General features: G+C 48.8%; 10 protein-coding genes and 1 pseudogene. 2 read left to right on the forward strand and 9 right to left on the reverse strand.

The features are described 5' to 3' along the window. Positions 1–9: 9 nt before the first annotated feature. Both T495_RS16160 and T495_RS16165 read left to right on the forward strand, forming a co-directional pair. Positions 10–2283, forward strand: a pseudogene (locus T495_RS16160) (GH92 family glycosyl hydrolase); the annotation flags it as partial. Further along, the gene (locus T495_RS16165) at positions 2281–3690 is read left to right on the forward strand and encodes a glycoside hydrolase family 125 protein (protein ID WP_369793243.1); all 1410 of its coding nucleotides are present in this window, start codon (positions 2281–2283) and stop codon (positions 3688–3690) included. The pseudogene T495_RS16160 and the gene T495_RS16165, both read left to right, overlap by 3 nt. A 213-nt stretch (positions 3691–3903) precedes the next feature. Here T495_RS16165 and T495_RS0109175 read toward each other — a convergent pair whose 3' ends face one another. From T495_RS0109175 to T495_RS0109215, 9 genes are all read right to left on the reverse strand, one after another. Beyond that, positions 3904–5454, reverse strand: coding sequence for a lipopolysaccharide assembly protein LapB (locus T495_RS0109175; protein WP_155993554.1), 1551 nt, complete (start codon positions 5452–5454; stop codon positions 3904–3906). Next, the gene (locus T495_RS0109180) at positions 5451–5855 is read right to left on the reverse strand and encodes an energy transducer TonB (RefSeq protein WP_028902418.1); all 405 of its coding nucleotides are present in this window, start codon (positions 5853–5855) and stop codon (positions 5451–5453) included. The genes T495_RS0109175 and T495_RS0109180 overlap by 4 nt, the downstream gene beginning before the upstream one ends. Before the next feature lie 141 nt (positions 5856–5996). Beyond that, positions 5997–7574, reverse strand: a complete 1578-nt coding sequence (locus T495_RS15225) for a PspC domain-containing protein (protein WP_051651959.1) — start codon at positions 7572–7574, stop codon at positions 5997–5999. Positions 7575–7594: 20 nt separating this feature from the next. Beyond that, positions 7595–7948, reverse strand: a complete 354-nt coding sequence (locus T495_RS0109190; RefSeq protein ID WP_028902420.1) for a PadR family transcriptional regulator — start codon at positions 7946–7948, stop codon at positions 7595–7597. A gap of 112 nt (positions 7949–8060) precedes the next feature. Further along, positions 8061–11630 (reverse strand): glycoside hydrolase family 38 C-terminal domain-containing protein, encoded by a 3570-nt coding sequence (locus T495_RS0109195; RefSeq protein WP_033148373.1) that lies wholly within the window; start codon positions 11628–11630, stop codon positions 8061–8063. A gap of 16 nt (positions 11631–11646) precedes the next feature. After that, positions 11647–13578 (reverse strand): glycoside hydrolase family 97 protein, encoded by a 1932-nt coding sequence (locus T495_RS0109200; RefSeq protein WP_051651960.1) that lies wholly within the window; start codon positions 13576–13578, stop codon positions 11647–11649. A 38-nt stretch (positions 13579–13616) separates the two neighbouring features. Next, entirely contained in the window at positions 13617–14537 is a 921-nt protein-coding gene (locus T495_RS0109205; protein WP_197018775.1) for a SusF/SusE family outer membrane protein, read from the reverse strand. Positions 14538–14546: 9 nt separating this feature from the next. Continuing rightward, on the reverse strand, positions 14547–16961 hold the full coding sequence (locus tag T495_RS0109210; protein ID WP_081832067.1) for a glycoside hydrolase family 31 protein: 2415 nt from the start codon (positions 16959–16961) through the stop codon (positions 14547–14549). Positions 16962–16967: 6 nt separating this feature from the next. Beyond that, positions 16968–19853 carry a hypothetical protein gene (locus T495_RS0109215; RefSeq protein ID WP_155993556.1) on the reverse strand — a complete coding sequence of 962 codons (2886 nt, stop codon included), beginning with the start codon at positions 19851–19853 and terminating at the stop codon, positions 16968–16970. Positions 19854–19866: the final 13 nt, after the last annotated feature.

Genomic DNA, 19866 nt, shown 5'->3' on the forward strand with positions numbered 1-19866 from the left:
GAATTTGTTATGAAAAAGAATCTCAGAAAGAGTCTTTTGGCTGTGGCACTGCTCCTTGGGGGCAGTGCTGTGGCTGCTACCAGCCCCGTTGATTACGTCAACACGCTGGTAGGCACTCAGTCCAACCACGCTCTCTCAACTGGCAACACCTACCCAGCTATCGCACTGCCTTGGGGCATGAACTTCTGGATGCCACAGACAGGCAAGATGGGCGACGGATGGTCCTACACTTACGATGCAGGCAAGATACGTGGTCTGAAGCAGACACACCAGCCTTCGCCCTGGATCAATGACTACGGCCAGTTTGCCATCATGCCCACCATTGGCACCGTATTTGATGAGAACAAGCGCGCCTCCTGGTTTTCGCACAAAGCAGAGACGGCACGTCCCTATTATTATAAGGTATATCTGGCCGATTATGATATCACGGCTGAAGTAACGCCTACAGAGCGTGCAGCTGTAATGCGATTCACCTATCCTGACTCGAAGAAATCACGTATCGTAGTAGATGCCTTCGACAAGGGTTCAAGAATTCGCATCATTGACGATCGCCATATCGAGGGATACACCACCAAGAACAGCGGCGGCGTACCCGAGGGATTCAAAAACTACTTTGTGATTGAGAGCGACAAGCCTTTTACTTTCATCTCTACTGTTGCCAATGGCAAGATTCAGGTAGGCGAGCACCAGTTCGAAGGCAATCATGCCGGCGCCGTAATCGGATTCCAGACAGCACGTGGCGAGATGGTAACCCTGCGTGTGGCCTCATCATTCATCAGCGCAGAGCAGGCACGACAGAACCTGAAAGAGGTAGCTGGTCGTTCGTTCGATACCGTATGCCGCGAGGCACGTACACGCTGGAACAACATCCTGGGACGATTAGAGGTTGAGGACGCCAATACAGATCATTTGCGCACCTTTTACTCTTGCCTTTACCGTTCGGTACTTTTCCCACGCACGTTCCACGAGGTGAACCAGGCTGGCGAGATTGTACACTATAGCCCATTCGATGGTAAAGTACACGCAGGCCGACTGTTTACCGACACAGGCTTCTGGGATACCTTCCGTTCGCTCTTCCCACTGCTCAATCTGGTTTATCCGGAGATGAGCCAGCAGATGCAGGAAGGACTGGTAAACACCTACAAGGAAAGTGGATTCCTGCCCGAGTGGGCCAGTCCTGGTCATCGTGGCTGCATGGTGGGCAACAACTCTGCATCCATCGTGGCCGATGCCTATCTGAAAGGCATGCGCGGCTATGATGTAGAGGCGCTCTGGCAGGCTGTAAAGCATGGCGCCAATGCCGTTCACCCACAGGTGTCGAGCACTGGCCGACTGGGGTTTGAATACTATAACCGCCTGGGCTATGTGCCTTATAATGTAGGCATCAACGAGAGCGTGGCACGTACCTTAGAGTATGCTTACGACGACTGGTGTATCTATCAGTTGGGATTGGCACTCGGTAAATCCAAGAAGGAGCTCAAGCCCTATAAGGACCGTGCCATGAACTACCAGAAGGTATTCGACAAAGAAACCCGTTTGATGCGTGGCCGCAACGAGGACGGCACCTTCCAGAGTCCCTTCAACCCGCTGAAGTGGGGCGATGCCTTTACCGAGGGTAATGCCTGGCACTACACCTGGTCGGTATTCCACGACCCTGCAGGATTGATGAGCCTGATGGGTGGCAAGGACAACTTCGTGGCTATGCTCGACTCGGTGTTCAGCGTACCTCCCGTTTTTGACGAGAGCTATTATGGTGCGGTCATCCATGAGATACGCGAGATGCAGATTATGAACATGGGCAACTATGCCCACGGCAACCAGCCCATCCAACACATGATATACCTATACGACTGGGCAGGCGAACCCTGGAAGGCTCAGTATTGGGTCCGTCAGGTGATGGACCATCTGTATCAGGCCACGCCCGATGGCTATTGCGGCGATGAGGACAACGGACAGACATCAGCCTGGTATGTATTCTCGGCACTTGGTTTCTATCCTGTATGTCCTGGCTCTGGTCAGTATGCACTTGGTACGCCATACTTCAAGCGTGTAACCCTGCATCTGCCTGAAGGCAAAACATTAGTGATCCGTGCCGATGGCAACAGTGCAGAGAACTGCTACGTCAGCGAGATGCTCCTAAACGGTGCGCCCTACGATAAGAACTACATCAAACATAGTGACCTGCTGGCTGGCGGCAGTATCGACTACCGCATGGCTGCTAAGCCTAATCTCCAGCGAGGCACTCAGGCATCAAGCCTGCCCTACTCGTTCTCAACAGAAGTGGTCAAGCCTGCCATAAAGGCCGTAAAAGCCAAGAAGGAGGTTTGCAAGACCGATGCCATCGTACGCCCCTCGAACCGACCGGCTGAGGCCGAGCGTTTGTTCCGTTCTGAGGCAGTAGAGGATGAGATCAGGCGTATAGCCAGTCTGCTTACCAACGCCCGATTGGCTTGGATGTTCACCAATTGCTTCCCCAACACACTCGATACAACCGTACACTATGAGGAGGATGCAGAGGGGAATCCTGACACATTCGTCTATACAGGTGATATCCATGCCATGTGGCTGCGCGACTCTGGTGCCCAGGTTTGGCCATACGTCAAACTAGCCAACCAGGATCTTAAACTTAAGAAGATGCTGGCAGGCGTCATTCTGCGCCAACTCAAGTGCATCAACATCGACCCTTATGCCAACGCCTTCAACAAAGAGCCTCGTCCTGATGGTGAGTGGATGGGCGACACTGGCATGAAACCAGAACTGCACGAGCGCAAGTGGGAGATCGACTCACTCTGCTACGTACTGCGCCTGCTGTACGAATACTGGCTGACCACAGGCGACAACAGCGTACTGGGTGATGAGTGGATCAAGGCCATCCAGAACATCCTGCGCACCTTCCACGATCAGCAGCGCAAGGACGGACGCGGCTCGTACCAGTTCCTGCGCAAGACCGATCGCGCCCTCGACACAGTGAACAATGGCGGATGGGGCGCACCTGTGAAACCCGTAGGACTGATTGCCTCAACCTTCCGTCCGTCTGACGATGCCACCACCCTACTCTTCCTGATTCCATCAAACTTCATGGCTGTCACCTCTCTCAACAAGGCAGCAGAGATGCTTGAGAAGGTGAACCACCGTAGCGATCTGGCCAAGCAGTGCAGTCAGCTGGCTGCTGAGGTGAGCGAGGCATTACAGAAGTACGCCATCTACCAGCACCCCAAGTATGGTCCTATCTATGCCTACGAGGTGGATGGTTTTGGCAATCGCGTGCTGATGGACGATGCCAACGTGCCCAGCCTGCTGGCTATGCCTTATCTGGGCGATGTCGATATCAACGACCCCATCTATCAGAACACCCGCCGATTTGTATGGAGCGAGGATAATCCCTACTTCTTCCGCGGCAAGGCTGGCGAGGGCATTGGCGGTCCGCACATCGGCTACGATATGCCTTGGCCTATGTCGATTATGATGAAAGCCTTCACCAGTCAGAACGACGCAGAGATTAAAGCCTGCATCGAGATGCTGATGAAGACCGATGCCGGCAAGGGATTCATCCACGAGAGTTTCAATAAAGACGATGCCACCGACTATACCCGCGACTGGTTTGCCTGGCAGAACACGCTCTTCGGTGAACTGATTATTAAGTTGGTCAACGATGGCAAGCTCGACCTGCTGAACAGCATCAAAGACTAACCAACGTTGAAAAAGCGGTTGCGACCGACCGCCAACATCAATAAGCACGGCCGTGCACAATAATAAGCACGGGCGTGCTTATTATTACGCGCGGGCGCCAACAATCAGCAAAAGCGTACCTTTTGCCCTTCAAAACCGTAACTTTTGCCCTTCAAAAGCGTAACTTTTTCCCCTGTAGAGTAGGGCTTTTGTACCTGCAGTCCTTAAGGATAATTATTCAAACTCCTTGAGCCTCGTATCAAAATCCTTGGCGCCGCCTGTCTCGCCAAAGAGTTTCTTCAACAATCTCACACGGGTATTGGTGATGGTCTGTGGCGTTGAGATAGTCAACGTGGCTATCTCCGTGGGCAGGAAGTTATGACGAATGAGCAGACAGACGGCTTGCTCCTTGGCATTCAACGCAGATAACAACAGCTGTAGGTTGGGATTGAGGGCGTAGGCACGCTGTGCCAATTCATTCATATCGTCGTCGGATATGGCACGCCCCTTGTTGGCCGAAGCATGGATACGCGCCACAACAGCCTTCAGTTCTTCCGAGTTTTCACGCTCTTCGCGCTCTTTCTGTTTGCGCATCCTGGTCAGCTCGCTACGGGTCAGATCATACTTCTTCTGGCTTTCCAGGAATCGCGCATTCAGTCGGTCAATCCTTCGCCTGCTGTACCAGATGGCTGCTATGGCAGCAAGTATCAGCAACAGGATGGCCGATAGCAGCATGATGGTGATACGATACTGCTGGCGCTCCTTCTGCTGCTCGTCGAACTGGGCCTGCAGATCGATGATGCTGGCAGTATCGTCGCGGCTGTAGAGGTCGTGATACACCTCGTTGAGTCGAAGGCTATAAAAGGCGGCTTGGTTGTTTTCACCACGCATAGTCATATAACCAATCAGTTTGCGATACGAACTGATGGCAACATCGGGCGAGAAGGAGTTGAGCAACGAGTACCATTGCTGGGCGGCACTGGCTGTGTCCTTTTCAGCCAGATACACATCGGCCAGCAGTTTCGCACCTCTGTCGGTAGGCGATGTCTGCTGGGCCCTCAGCAGAAGTTGTTTGGCTTCCTGGCGCTTGTCCATGTGCAACAGGTAGCTGGCCTGATTAGTGAGATAGGTGGCACGTATCTCGCCATCGGTATGCGGCGCATAGGGCTCGGCCTGCTCTGTATAATATTGCAGACTATCCATCCGTCCTGTCATATCGAAGGTCTGGGCAATGTTGTTCAGCGCCCTCACTATCCACTCATCCTTATGGCACTGGCGGGCGGCATTCAGAGCCTGCTTGTAGTACTTGAGCGTTTGGGGATAGTTGCCCACATTATCGTTGATATCGCCCAGCACAAAGTAAAGATAGCAATTGTACATAGGGTCGTCAACTTTCTCGGCCAACTGCTCGGCACGCTTCATGGTGAGCACCGCCTCGTGGGTTTGCTGCTGTTTATAGAGCACGATGGCGTGGTGCAGCAAGGCGCGCGCCAATCGCGGTTTATCGTTCTCTCGCTCGTAATAGCGCCGACTGGTCAGAATCAGCGAGTCCGACTCGGTCGACAATCCGCTGCGATGCAGCGCCTCGGTATAGAGCAGACCAAAGAGTGCACGATCGGGGGCAGAAAGCGTCGTGTCGTCCCAACACGGCTCCAGCATTCTGACCACCGAATCAGGCTGTTCCACCACTATCTGCTCTGCCTCGGTGAGTAGCTTGTTGTGAGACTGCTCGTGCGAGCAGCTCACAACAAAGAGAGAGAATATCAGATAAACTATCGTTATCATTTCAAGCGGAACATAATAGGAACGGTGAATCTGACTCTGACTACCTGTCCTCTCTGCTTGCCAGGAACCCATTTAGGCATAGCCGAGATGACTCTCATAGCTTCGGCATCGAGCGATGGGAACACCTTTTTCATTAAGGTCACATCAGTAATCGAGCCATCGGTATCAACCACGAAGGTTACAAATACCTTTCCTTCAACCTTCTTCTTCTCAGCATCGGCTGGATACTTCACATTCTTACTCAGATATTCGACCATGGCAGCCATACCGCCTGGATACTCAGGCATCTGCTCTACTACATCGAATACTTGCTGGTTTTTCTTGGCTACAACGGTCTTCTGTGCGCTCACCGTGGTGAGTCCGAAGAGTGCCATCAGTGCCATTACTAATACTTTCTTCATTTTCGTTTTCTGTTAATGGTTCAACAATCTGTTTGTCTGTCCGGACGGTGCAAAAGTAGAAGAAATCCCCAAAAGTTGCAAGAAATCCATTACACATTATTACACACAGCCGAAAAAACTGCAGATTTGACCCTCATCCAGCTATTTCTTACCCTTTGGCAGGTCGCCTGTACGGGTGAGTTCAAAGTCCATAGCCGAGAACCACTTAGCACGGCAGGGTTCGCCAGTGAACGCTTTATCCGATGACATACCATAGGCAACCGAATCGCCAGCAACTACTATGCTATCGATGGTGATGGGCTTCCATCCCATTTCGTCTTCTGAGTTTTCGTTTACGGGGATGGACTGTAGGTGTTTCTCCTTCCCCATGGCATAGATAAAGGTGCCAGGACCCTCGGCGCGTGCATAGCATGTAAGCTGGTAAATGCCTGGTTCAACCTTTTCCTTACGCTCGGCTTGGAAAACCTCCTCGCAATTATCGTTAAACACATCCATAAAACGCGCGTTATCATACCCTTGGCCATCCATACCATAATACGTATAATGATCGCAGTTCTCAGCCTTTATCAGATTCCAGCTGCCACGACGCAGGAAATCGGCATCATCCTCGTTCATTTTTACACCCTGATAGGTGGTAGTATAATCGATTTGGTAACGCTCCTGGTAATAGTCATAATGATAATTGGCAATGCTGATACCTAAGGGCACTGCGATGCACACGGCGATAACCCAAAGCACGATGTTTACGATACGCTGGACAACACCCATAGGACGGATTTTCCCAGTGAGTGAGAGTACCATGTGGATAATGGCATAGATGGGTATGAGCAATACCAGGAGCAGAGCGATTACAAAGATGATGAGTATCTTGGGATTGCTAACCCATGCGCCTTCCAGCCCCATAGCTCCGAGGCTGAACGGTAGGGTACTGTTTAGTGGCAGTAACATCGCACTAACCGTGGCAATGAGCACGCCGAAGAATCCGAACGTCAAGGCAATGCACACAACGATTGAGATGATAACTGCAAAGGCGATAACCATCTTCATAAAGATGATGAACAACAGGCGTAGAAAGCCGGGGCGCTGCACGTGCTGCTTTTCGCCTTCAACTACTACATCTGCCAGATTCTGCGGCGTAACATCCTTGCCCTCCATCTGCAACAGCTGCTCGGGTGTTCTGGCCTCAGGAATCACAAGCGCCAAGACAAGATAGATAAAGATACCCACGCCATAGCAGAAGGTAAACAATATCATCAGGAATCGCCAGATAACAGGGTCGGTATTGGTATATACGGCAATACCCGACATGACACCTGCCAACATCTTATCCTTGGGGTTGCGATACAGTTTTTTTCCAGCTGTACGTGCGCGTACATCCTCATAAATCTTCTGACCAGCCGAACGGGCCTGCTCCTCCCAGTTGGTGCCGTTGCTTTCTTGTTGCTTCTCGCCATCCTCGCCAGTCAACTCTTCGGGTTTGCCGATACGGGTGATGATTTCCTTCACATGTTCGATGGTGATAGCCTCGATGCCCTGCTGGCGCAGTTCATCGAAAAGTTCAGCAATACGGGCCTCGATATCGTCTACGATTTCATCGCCGCCCTCCTGCTTACCAAACGATGAACGGAGTGAGTTGATGTACTGCTGCAAGAGTTCGTAGGCATCCTCGTCTATCTGGAACAGACGCCCACACAGGTTGATGGTAATATTCTTTTTCATAACTTTAATTTTTCAATTCTTCAATCCTTTACTTCCAATAATTTGGGGGTTACATTCTTCAGATAATTAATGGTGTTCGAGAGTTCCATCCAGGCTGTATCAAGTCCTTCGAGAAACTTTTCGCCTTCTTTACTCAAGGCGTAATACTTTCGGGGAGGCCCCTGGGTTGACTCTTGCCACTCGTATTGCAACAGGCCGTCGTTCTTCAATCGGGTCAGCAGCGGATAAAGCGTCCCCTCTACCACCAGCAGTTCCGCATTCTTGAGCTGCTGGATGATGTCACTGGCATACGAAGGACGATGCTTAAGCAACAGCAGTACGCAGTACTCAAGCATGCCCTTACGCATCTGTGATTTAGCATTTTCTATGTTCATATCTTTGCCTAATTAAAAGATTTCTGCGGCAAAGATAAGCAAAAACTTAGTACCTTGTATTACAAAGTACCAAGTTTTTGCAAGGAATTATAACTATTTAACAGTTAGATCATTAATAAACCTCCATCTCATAGATGCGGGCTGCAGCATCCTGACCCTGTGTAGGTGCTACGACAAAAAGGCGCAGATAGCGCACAGTTGCAGGTGCGAAGTTGCGGTCAGTATAGTTATTGCGATTACCATCAAACATATCCAAGGTCTGCCACTCTTCAGTCTCGCTGTTCCGGCCCTGAAGCAGACAGGTACGTGTGATGTAAGCCGACTGCTCGCAAGCAGCACTCAACAGGCGCCAACGGCTGATGGTGGTTGGCTGACCAAAGTCGAAAGTTACGAAGTTTGGCGCAGCCTGTGCGTCGCACCACTTAGTATTAGGATTGCCATCAACCAGCAAAGCCGCACGCTCGCCTTCGTTCACTTCACCCGACATAGCGATGATCTTAGCATCACGTAGCAGATTAACCTGAGGCTGGACCGATGAAGCCACATTCTGCTTTGTAGGCAGAATAGAAGTCATGAACAGCGGTGCAGCAGCAACAGCCTCAGCCGCATCGTTAGCCAGGGTAGCTGCAAAGACTACCACATGCTCATCGTCAGGCAGCGTAATCTCACACACACCCTTTGGAATATCCAGACATGCACGGAACATATAGGTAAATTCATAGGGCTCGTCAGCCTCGGCCGAATGGCGATGACTACCCACCCATGCCACCTCGGCATCCTTCAAATAGCCTGTGGTCTGTCCATCGTGCCCCCACTGGCCAATAAAACCAGTATAATAAGGTACACTGACGGTCTGCTGTTTTCCATTTACAGTAAAGGCAGCCTGACGGTCGTCGCGATCAGAAGCCACCAACAGATACAGATGACGATAATCCTTACCAGCAGGCAGCTGGATAGTCTGGCCCTTACAGGTCACGCCACTGGCAGCATCCTTTTCGCCAAAGCGGAAGGGAATATCGCCCACGGTGATACCTTCGTCAGGCAGCAGTTCTGCTGCATAGCTATAGCCCCCTTCGAAATTACCAGAAGAACGGAAGCCGTTATAGCTGAAGCAATGACGGTCGTAATCCAGCGCCAAAGGCAGTACATCTGGTTCTGACTGCTTCTGCTTGGCAAGCACCACCTTGTAGGTCTTAACACTATAAGGCTTAATGTCGACCAGTAACGAACGTCCGTCAGTCGCAGCCTGCTTCAGTGTGCGCTCTGTTCCATCGGCCTCAACAGCCTTCACAATGTCGGCAGCAAAGGTGAGGCGTGCCTTCTGGGCACCCTGACCACCCATCTCGTAAACACGTACCACATACTCATCACTCACCTCAGCACGTTTCAAGGCACGTACCACAACACAATCATTGTCAGAAGTCACAAACGAGAACTGACGTCCCAATGAACCAGCATGACGATCGGTAAAGAATGTACGCAACGGACTGTTCAGACGGTCGGCCTGACGAACGGCATTGGCAGCATCAAGCGGACCTTCATGTCCAACGAGGCTATAGGTGAACACATGGTGTCCGAAGTCCTGACGGGCCTGATAAGTATAGCTACGACCAGGTTTGGGCGAATACAACAGCGAGAGACGCAGAGTATTGTCATTGGGTTTATCCCAGCCATAACGCGAATCGTTTAATAGTGTTACGCCATAATTGCCCATACGGTTTGTCAAGTCTGTCCATTCATGGGCATACACCTCAAAGCTGTTATCGCGGTTGTTACCACGACGCACACTACCCAGTCCGATATCGTAGGTAGCCTCCTTATTTGAGACGCTCAGCGGGAACTCTGCCTTCAGCAGGGCATTAAGCGAACGCCAATCCACCTCATTCTCGAAGTCGATACGGTCAGCAAGTGCGCCTTCATAAAGATGGATACGCTGAACGATATCCGACTCACCATATTTCTTTCTTATCACTAATGTCTGGCGCAGTGTTCCTGGCTCAACTGATATCTCAACACCTTCGTGTACGGGCAGAGGTGCCTTATCGAGCGTTGCCTTCTGAATCTCCCAGGCAGGCCATGCCTCAGAACGGCAGTCATCAAACACCACCAAACGGAGGCTCTTGCCCGAAGCCACAATCTCACGGTTGCAGTTCTTATCTATCAGCGACACCACATCACCATATGCATCAACAGTCAGCTTGTAACGCGACGATTCGATGGTACGACCTGTAGTAACAGTAGCCATTTTCTTCTTTCCCGCAGCCTTGATACCATAGACAGCCATACCTGTAGCTGGCACATCAGCATCAAACAGCAGCACACGCTGGCCATCACGCTCCACAACCTGAGAAGCCACACGACGGCCATTGGCATCAGTCACGCGATAATCGCGGTCATCAGACAGTATCACCTGAGCCACAGAACGAACAGGTGTGGTCTCATTATTATACACCACCACAGGCTGTCCTGCTACACGGGTATCCAACTGACGGGCTACTCCAGATACACTATGTGTCAGCACATCCGAGAACTTCTTGAGCGACAAGAGTTCATCGTTCCAAGAGAACTCGTAGGCACGTGGAATGCTGGTACCCGTCAGGTCATCATGGAACTGGTGCCAGATGAAACGCTGCCATGTCTCTGTCATCGTTACTGAGGGATAGTGGGCAACACCTAACCAGTCGGCCATGACTGCCGAACGCTCAGCAGCATCGCCTAAGTGCTCATTCTGACGGTTATACAGCTTCATAGCAGCCTGCGAGGTATAACAGCCATTTCCATGCACATCCATAGGCAGCTCGCCATCGAACACCGGCAGTTCCGGGTGCTTTTCGAATGGCAGATAATCCTTATAAAGCTGATCACTGGTAGCACTGACAATCTTGATAGGGCCATTGCCTGCTATTCCCTTTTCGACACCACGAACAGAAGCGATGGTGGGCGAGCCACCAATATCACCAGTGCCATAATAACGATAAGCCTGATTCAACGGACTTTCACCTATCTCACGAAGCAGTTGCTGGTTGTGCGACAGGTCTTCATCACGATAGCGTTCAGCATAACCAAAACCATGGGCCATCATGATACGACTGCCATCGATACCCTGCCACAAGCCTATGGAATAAGGATAACGTTTGCCTCCTTCATAGAAAGGATTAGTGCGCCACACTAACTTCTGCGAAGAGAAACCAATCAAGCCGCAATGTGCCGCTAATGTAGGTAAGGTGTAACCGAAGCCGAAGCAGTCGGGCAGGAACACGTCAGTGCTCTCAGTGTTAAACTCCTGACGATAGAAGGTCTGTCCCAGCAGGATGTTGCGCAGCCATGACTCAGGCGAACAAATGATGGTTTCATTAGCATCCCAACTACTTCCAGTAAGATGCCAACGACCATTGGCCACATAATGTTTCAACTCTGCATACTGCAGCGGATAGTACTCCTTCATCCAGTTGTACTTGACGGCACCTTCGAAATTGAAGATGTAATGAGGATACTTCTTCAACAGCATCAGGTTCTGGTCGAGGGTATGCTTCACATACTCACGGATGGTAGTCTGCACATCCCAGTTCCACTGCGTATCCAGATGGGCATCGGCTACCATGTAGGCTTTTTTCTCCGGCTGAGCCATTGCACCTGATGAAAGCAATGCAGCCATAGCCATGGATAAGAATTTCCTTGTCATAAGTTTATTAAGTTAGTTATTGTTCTATCACACAACACCAGCCTCCGTTTCGAGCCAAACGGAGCGTTAACACATCAGTAGATGAAACCTGCTGTTGGAACCGCTGGTAATCAACAGCAATACGGTGTGCATTGCGTCCATCACGGAAACCAGTCAGTTTTCCTTCTCCAGTCAGGAAGTCAAGACTGATAGAGAACTGTTGGGATTTTCCACCTGTCATAGCACCAACATACCACTTATTGCCTTTGCGACGGGCCACCACGTAATGGTCGCCAGCCTTGGCAGAAAGTACACGACTCTCGTCCCATGTCGTAGGAACAGAGGCAATATATCGGGTACATTCATCCTCACGCATATAACGGGTTGGGCTATCAGCCAACATCTGGAGTCCACTCTCGAAGCAGACATACATAGCCATCTGATTAGCGCGCGTACCTGAGCCCATGGGCAGAGAACCACTGCCATGGTTATCCTCTGGCTGGGCCGAAGCCATTGAACCAGGTGTAAAGTCCATTGCTCCCACAGCATTACGGATGAACGGTAACCAGATAGTATTATCAGGATGACACCCTGCGCCATTCTCCAAACCACGCACACCTTCGTACGAGATAACGTTTGGATAACGTATTTCAAGTCCTGCAGGCTTAAACGAACCGTGGAAGTCAACAATCAGCTGATTTATGGCACATTCACGAGCCACACGCTCATAGAAGTTCACCATCCACTGGTCGCTATGATCCATGAAGTCGATCTTCAAACCACGAACACCCATGTCGGCATAGTACTTAATCAAATCCATGTGGTTCTCGACAGTGAGCCAGGCCAGCCAAAGGATAACACCCACACCCCGCTGGCGCCCATAGTCAACCAACTCCTTGACATCAATCTCATCGCGAGTGGTAAACGGATCTCGGACATCCTTGTTCCAACCTTCATCCAGTAGAATATATTCAATACCATATTGGGCAGCAAAATCTATAAAATACTTGTAGGTACGATTGTTGATGCCTGTCTCGAAATCCACATTCCAGATAGTCCAGTGATTCCACCAGTCCCAGCTCACCTTGCCCGGCTTAATCCAAGAGGCATCAGCTAACTCACACTGACCACCCAACACGCGCTCCATCTCGTTGGAAGCAACGGCGGCATCGTCGCCAATCACCAGGAATCGCCATGGAAGAGTGCGTTTACCATCGATACGAGCTATAAAAGGAGACTCTTTAGTAACATTGAATCCACGGTCGCCTATGGGCTCCCATGTTGCAGGCGCCTTGGGAAATACAGATGTCAATCCATTGTTACCCGTACTCTTGACAAACATAGCTGGATAGTCGCGCACATCACTCTCTGATAATAACAGTTTAGTACCATGCTGTGTTTCCAGCAATACCGGCAGATAGCTCATCTGATCCTGTGCCTGATAGTCAGCTAATGCCACATGAGTATAAGGTTCCTCATACGAAGTCCAGAAACTGCGCGTCTTAGAGAGGTGTGCTATAGTTGATGCAGGGAAACGGAGCGTCATCTGTTCGCTAATAACATCCACCTTTCCTTTCTTATCAAGAACAAAGCGGTAAGCTATGCCATGATTATAGACACGGAACGCCACACTATACTGACCAGCAAAACGGAGCGTCATCTCCTGAGCCTCATCATGGGTTACAGCATTCTTGACAGGAATGACGTTCGGCAGCTGACGGTTTATTATCTGACGTCGAACACCCTTCAGTTTCGGACGAACACCTAACCACTCCTGCTGTACCAGCAAGCACAACGGACTATTATCAATAACTTGTTCTTCGCCATAAAACACACTCATACGCAATGTGTCGTCAGTACAGACCTCCAGACGGATATGCCCATCAGGAGAAGATATTCTTTCTGTTGAGGCCTGAATCAGAATACAGACCTGCAACAAAAAGAACCCTAAAAAGAATCTTTTTATCATAGAATGTTTTTATTTATAACGTTTATTCATGTCATTTATTATCTGACAATCACTTTACGGACCTGCCCATCTGGCATACGCACCAGATTCAATCCCTTTCTTAACGAGCGATGAATCTGACCGTTCAAATCGTATATGACAGAAGGCACCGTATTGTCCAATGCATCTACAGACTCTATTTCGGTCGAGCCATCATTAACAGAACGAGTGCCCGAAAGGAGTTCTGCATGGAAAGTTTCCTGAAACACATCGACCACAATACGATAAACACCATGCTGAGAGACACGCCACTTGGTATCGGCCCCACCTTTTCGCATCTGCGTAGATTGCAAGATGTCCTCATCTTGCTGATAGGGATGAAACTCGCGTGGTCCCCACGTCATCTGACCTTCCAGTTTAAAACGACCAGGTTCTATCACGTCATTATAAACACCCAGCTCTCCAGTCCAAGTGAATACATAAGGATTATCACGATCCTGTTCGAACGACAGCATGGCATCACGACTCCATTCCACATCATTAGCGCCTCCTTCAAAGGCACTACCTGCTATCAGCATCTCGTTCCAAGGGAACACCAACTCGCCCGTCAACTTACGGTTAGCAGGATCAACCAGAAAACTATACGCATCTTCCGAGAACGAGACTACCCACCCAGGCTGCGTCTCATCTTTCGTATATTGATAGGTAATACCCTTGTTAATCAGATAAGAGTCGACAAGCTGCGGCTTCAGGAACTGAGTAACTCCCTTCTCGAATGTTTCAGTGGTCATCACTTTCAGTTCACCACTCACCAACGCACCAGCAAAACGGTACTGACCATCTGGGCGTTTGGTCAACTCGATGGTCTGTCCATCAGGCACAGCACTGCCTGTGGCCCACAAACTTTCAAAGTTCTGCGCAGAAGCCACCTGCGGCAGTAATATGCTTAATAGACTGAATAGTATAACTAAATTACGCATGATCATTCTTTATTTGATATGTTTATGTGTGGTTGTCGTGCCATCACTCCAAATACAACGCAGGATATATGGTCCATGAGGTTCACGCAATAACTGGTTTCCACGCAGATCATAATAAATCTTCTTTGCAATAGACTTACCATTATGCTCGTGAATACCTGTAGAGGCACGCTCAATGTTGATAACGAGTTTTTGATCGCAGGCTGTTACTGGAACACTGATAATCAGACTACCTGTGGTTTCATCCACATGCCAATCGGATGTCATCACGCCATTGATTGTCACCGATTGAGGAGCTCCCTCCTGCAGCAGTTCTATCTCATAAGCACGCTCGGCAAGCATGCCTTCATACTGTCCCTGACGAGGATCCAGTGTCAGCTCAATAGCCTCATCTGTTCGATGTTGGATGATATGCGTAGTGGTAAATCCACCGTTGATATAGTCCTGTGTATCACCAGCATCCTCATAGAGTGTCGTCTCGCCATTAGCACCAGGAACCACCTTTAACAACAACTGTTGAACTGGCTTCTTCAGGTTTTCTATCAGCGGATTACAAACAATGATACTACCTGCTTTGATAAAATAAGGTATCTCACTCTCCGTATAATTATCGCTCACCATCTGCTGGCCTTGTACCAATTTCCGACGGCATACATCATACCATTGTCCTGCGGGCAACCACGTCTTATGGAAAGCCTTTCCGCTCTCATCTACAGGAGTCACAACAGGCGACACCAGAATATCATCGCCAAACATATATTCACCTTCCTGACGATAAGCTTCGTTCTCCTCAGGCCACTCATAATAGAGCGGTCTGCATATACTTATGCCAGTATCATAAGCCTGGCGAGCGGCGGTATAGATATAAGGCATGAGTTGATAGCGCAGGTTCACACAATCCAGCATCAACGGGAAGTTCTCATATTTCCATATTCTGCGTTCGTTACCTGCCTGACTGGAGCCATGGGTACGGAAGATGGGCGAGAATACGCCATACTGCACCCAGCGCAGCATTAGTTCCGGATTGGTTGGAGCAATCTGGATATGTCCACCCAAATCGTGCCCCCAATAGCCAAAACACACATTCGATGCTGTCGCGGTGAAATAAGGTTGGAAGGCCAGTGAGCCAAACGTAGAATAGGTATCACCCGAAAAGCCTAACGGGTAACGATGACTTCCGAGACCGCCCCAACGATGGAAGATGAAAGGACGACGCTCCGGACGGTTCACACGCATATCATTAAAGAACACGTGATTGCACCAGAATGTCTCACTCAGACCTTGTGTATATTCACTTGTCAGGTTCTGCTGCCAGTCAAGCCACCAAAAGTCAACACCCTGTTGTTCACGCTTGCGAATGATGTGCTTGAACATAGAACGATAAAACGTAGAATCCTCCAGCATCCATGGTACTCGGTCGCCCGTCATCTTCATATCCGACTGTATCTCACTAAAATACTCCTCATAGCTGGCCACACCATCGGCTGGATGCAAGTTCAAACTCACTTTTACTCCCTGATTATGCATCCAAGAGATCAACCCTTGTGGATTAGGTATCAGACTTTTGTTCCAAGTCCAGCCTGTCCATCCGCTCAGATGCCAGTCCATGTCGAATATCATCACATCGAGCGGGATCTCATTCTTTTTCATATCGTACACCAGACTGGTAAAGTCCTGTTGTGTGTACGCCTGATACTTACTATACCAGTAACCTAACGCATAAAGTGGAGGAAGCGGTTGACGCCCCGCTATCTTTATATAGTCGCCTATGGCGTCCTTATAATCATGTCCATAACCCATGAAATACCAGTCAAGGGCATTTGCATCAACAGGTTGAGCCAACCAGTCGATGCCGTCGACCTGTTTGTCGAAAGCAAATGTAGTAGAACCATCACCTCGTTTTGTGGCTGGCGACTCATCAATGATAGCCCAACCAGCACGAGAGATAATACCATCTTCCATATCAGCACGATAATTATCGCCACTGCCACCATCCAGCGTACGGCGTGTACCCTTCAAGTTCAACGCATCTTCCTTACCCGGATACCAAACCACCTCACGTCCGTTGAGTTTAAATGTAACACAAAGGTTATTGGGCGATTTAAGAACAGAAGATATCATGGTGTTTTTCTTGTAACGCAATATCAGAGCTTCGGTCTCAATATACAGATAGCCACCTTCCTCCCGGGTTGAGAAAACAGGCACAGGAAGGTTACGATTAATCACTGCAAACGTTGCACGATCTTCGAATTTAGACGAAGAACTATACTGAATTCGAATCATGCGCGGCGTTAGCACCGTAAAACGAGCTTTTCCCGAGGTCACTATTGCCTCGGGATTAGCTTGTGGGTTTGAATCTGCTTCTGCTGCCGCACCATTTAGAATGCCGACAAACAGAAGCAGAGAAATGAGTAATGTCTTCATTAGTTGTTATTTCACGACAAACTTCTTGCCATTCTTTACATAGATTCCTTTACGCATGGTCTTTGATGATACCTTATGACCCTGCAAATCGTAGATTGGAGCATCATTCTGCAACAAATCAATCGTAGGAATTGCTTCGATACCAGTAGATATACCAGTATTATATAGTACAGGATGACCTTCTGTTTCAGCGCTCAGGAACCATATACCAGGAGCAGCATCAGCCAACTTCTGATAGATTACGCCATTCGTAAAATCCTCGATAGGACTTACTGGCAGAGCTGGCCAGTCTGTCACAGGATCAAAACAGTTGGAAATCTGTATATTGTTACCACGCGCAAACGACTCACCATTGGTAACCATTCCCATATTATAGCAATTTGTTACAACGGCATCGTTACCCAACCATCCTGACAATCCGCCAGCTTCCCAGCCAGATGTGATATCTCCTGCATTATAACAGTTTACTACATTAAGTAAAATATCGCCTGAGGTATTGCAGCCTATAAGTGCACCTGCATTCTGTGCAGTTGATGTTACAACAGCCTCGTTACCCAGCTGTTCCAGAATAACACCACCATTACCAACACACTGACCAACAAAGGCACCAACAAAGTTCTTACCTCTGATAGAGCAACTATTATCTATGGTAAAGTTGGCAATATCAGCTCCAGCAGTGATGACACGGAAGAATCCCACGCTCGCCTCGTCAGGCATATCAATAATCAGATTCTTTACAACATGTCCTTGTCCATCGAAAGTACCACCATAAGGATGAGTTGCATCACCAATACCTGGAAAATCTTCGATGAGGTTCATATCGATATCAGCTGTCAGACAAGCATCTACATGCTGATCATACTTGGTTACATAATATGCGAACCAGTTCAGATGGTCAGCATGCCCCAATTCATACCAGCCATCTACCGGCGACAGGTAATCGGGTTGAACAGTATGACATTCTAAACAGAAACCTTTACCATTCCATGAGTGCGCTGCAACATTACCTCCTTCAGCATTGCTATAGGTAAGACTACTACCTGCTACAGGTGTGATACCATCGCACTTCAAATCACCATTAGCATAGACAACTGCAGTTCCAAAAGGTAGTGGATGATCATCTGTTCCGATTGCCTGATACCATGTAACCTCAGCACTCTGTTTTCCATTGAGCAAGTAAGCCAATTCGCCATTCTGCATCTGCTCGGAACTGAAGGCAGTACCTTGGTCACCATCCATCTGATACATGTTTTCACCTTTGACTCCATCATTACGCCAAAGTCCAGGACCATCAGCAATGATACCGGTGCTGTAACAGTTCTTGATGGTTGAATTATTCGAACCCATCCAAGCGCAGATACCTGCATTCTCTCGTAAACCATTAATATTACCAGTATTATAACAGTTGGAGATGTGTACAATCTTCTCTGAGCAGCCCAAGATACCTGCTGCATTCTGTGCCGTACCATTGATTTCTGCCTCGTTACCGCAATTACGTATAATAACGCCATCGCCCCAAACATGTCCTAAAATACCTGCAGTAAAAGCATTACCTTGAATGATACATGATTGGTCGATAATCACATTCTCAATGATAGCACCACCTACAGCCTGACCAAAAAGGGCCTGATTATTTTTATCGCCATTAGTCACCAGATTCATGATACGATGTCCTTGACCATCGAAATGTCCCTTAAAGTCCTTTCCGTCCTGTCCAATAGGTGTCCATGCCTTATCTGTCATGTCAATATCGGCTGTGAGTTTACCATTAGCCTCACCTTCACCTTGGTTCACTTTATAGGCAAACCAGTTCAGCTGATCACCATCATTAATGATATAGAAACCATCAACCACTTCGCAGAAATTGTCCTGCATCTTACGACATACTGAGCAGAATCCACCTACATAGTTGTGATCATCAATAGTACTTCCTTCATGATTGGAGAATGTCACCTCTGTCCCTTCCTTAGGAGTAATCGCATCACACAGCAGAGCACCATTGGCATATACTAAGGCATGAGCTGGATTAAAGGTTGGCTGCCCATCCTTGTTGCTTCCTTCCAGATTCTGACGCCATGCACCGGCATCAGCATTACCATTCAGCTGGAAAGCCAGCTTACCAGAAGCCAAGTCACCATCAGCAATAACGGTTGCACCATTATCGTTGTTAATATTGAAAATACGCTCCTTGGTGATTCCTGAATTGTTTCGCCACAAAGCCTTATTGTCATTGTCGCCTCCAGCAAGGATCTCACCAGTATTCCAGAACCCCTTTACCTCTACACTACCATGTCCACCAAACCAGCCGGTAATGATAGCGCTTTCACCTCCAGCCTTAATATTGCCCGTATTATAGCAATTAATTATTCTGGTAGCAGGGCCGCCATTCATTACAACGCCAAAGAAAGCACAACAGTTATTGCCAGTACCCTCTACATAGCCTTCATGACCCACATTCTCAAGTGTCACCCATTCGCTACCTGCAGAGCATCCTACAATACCGCCAACCATGCTATTACCTTTAATCACGTTGTTTGGACCAGCTGTCAGATTCTTGATAACACATCCACCACTGACAACACCGAAGATACCAACCTTATCAGTACCCTCGAATACAAGATGATCAATCATATGATACTGGCCATCGAATGTGCCAACAAAACGATGATCATCATCACCTATAGGAGTCCATGTCTTACCGCTCATATCAATATCAGCAGTAAGTACAGCCTTAGCATCGTTTCCCCCAGTATTTACTATTTGGGCAAACGCCAAGAGTTCATCGGCATTACCAATCTGGTAGACGCCATCAACAGATCCCAATGCAAATGCACTGATACTTGTCAGGCAAAAAAGCATTGTAAACAATAAAGAAGTAGTAATTCTATTCATAAGAAACAGATTA

The organism is Prevotella sp. P6B1, assembly GCF_000702825.1.
Taxonomy (GTDB): domain Bacteria; phylum Bacteroidota; class Bacteroidia; order Bacteroidales; family Bacteroidaceae; genus Prevotella.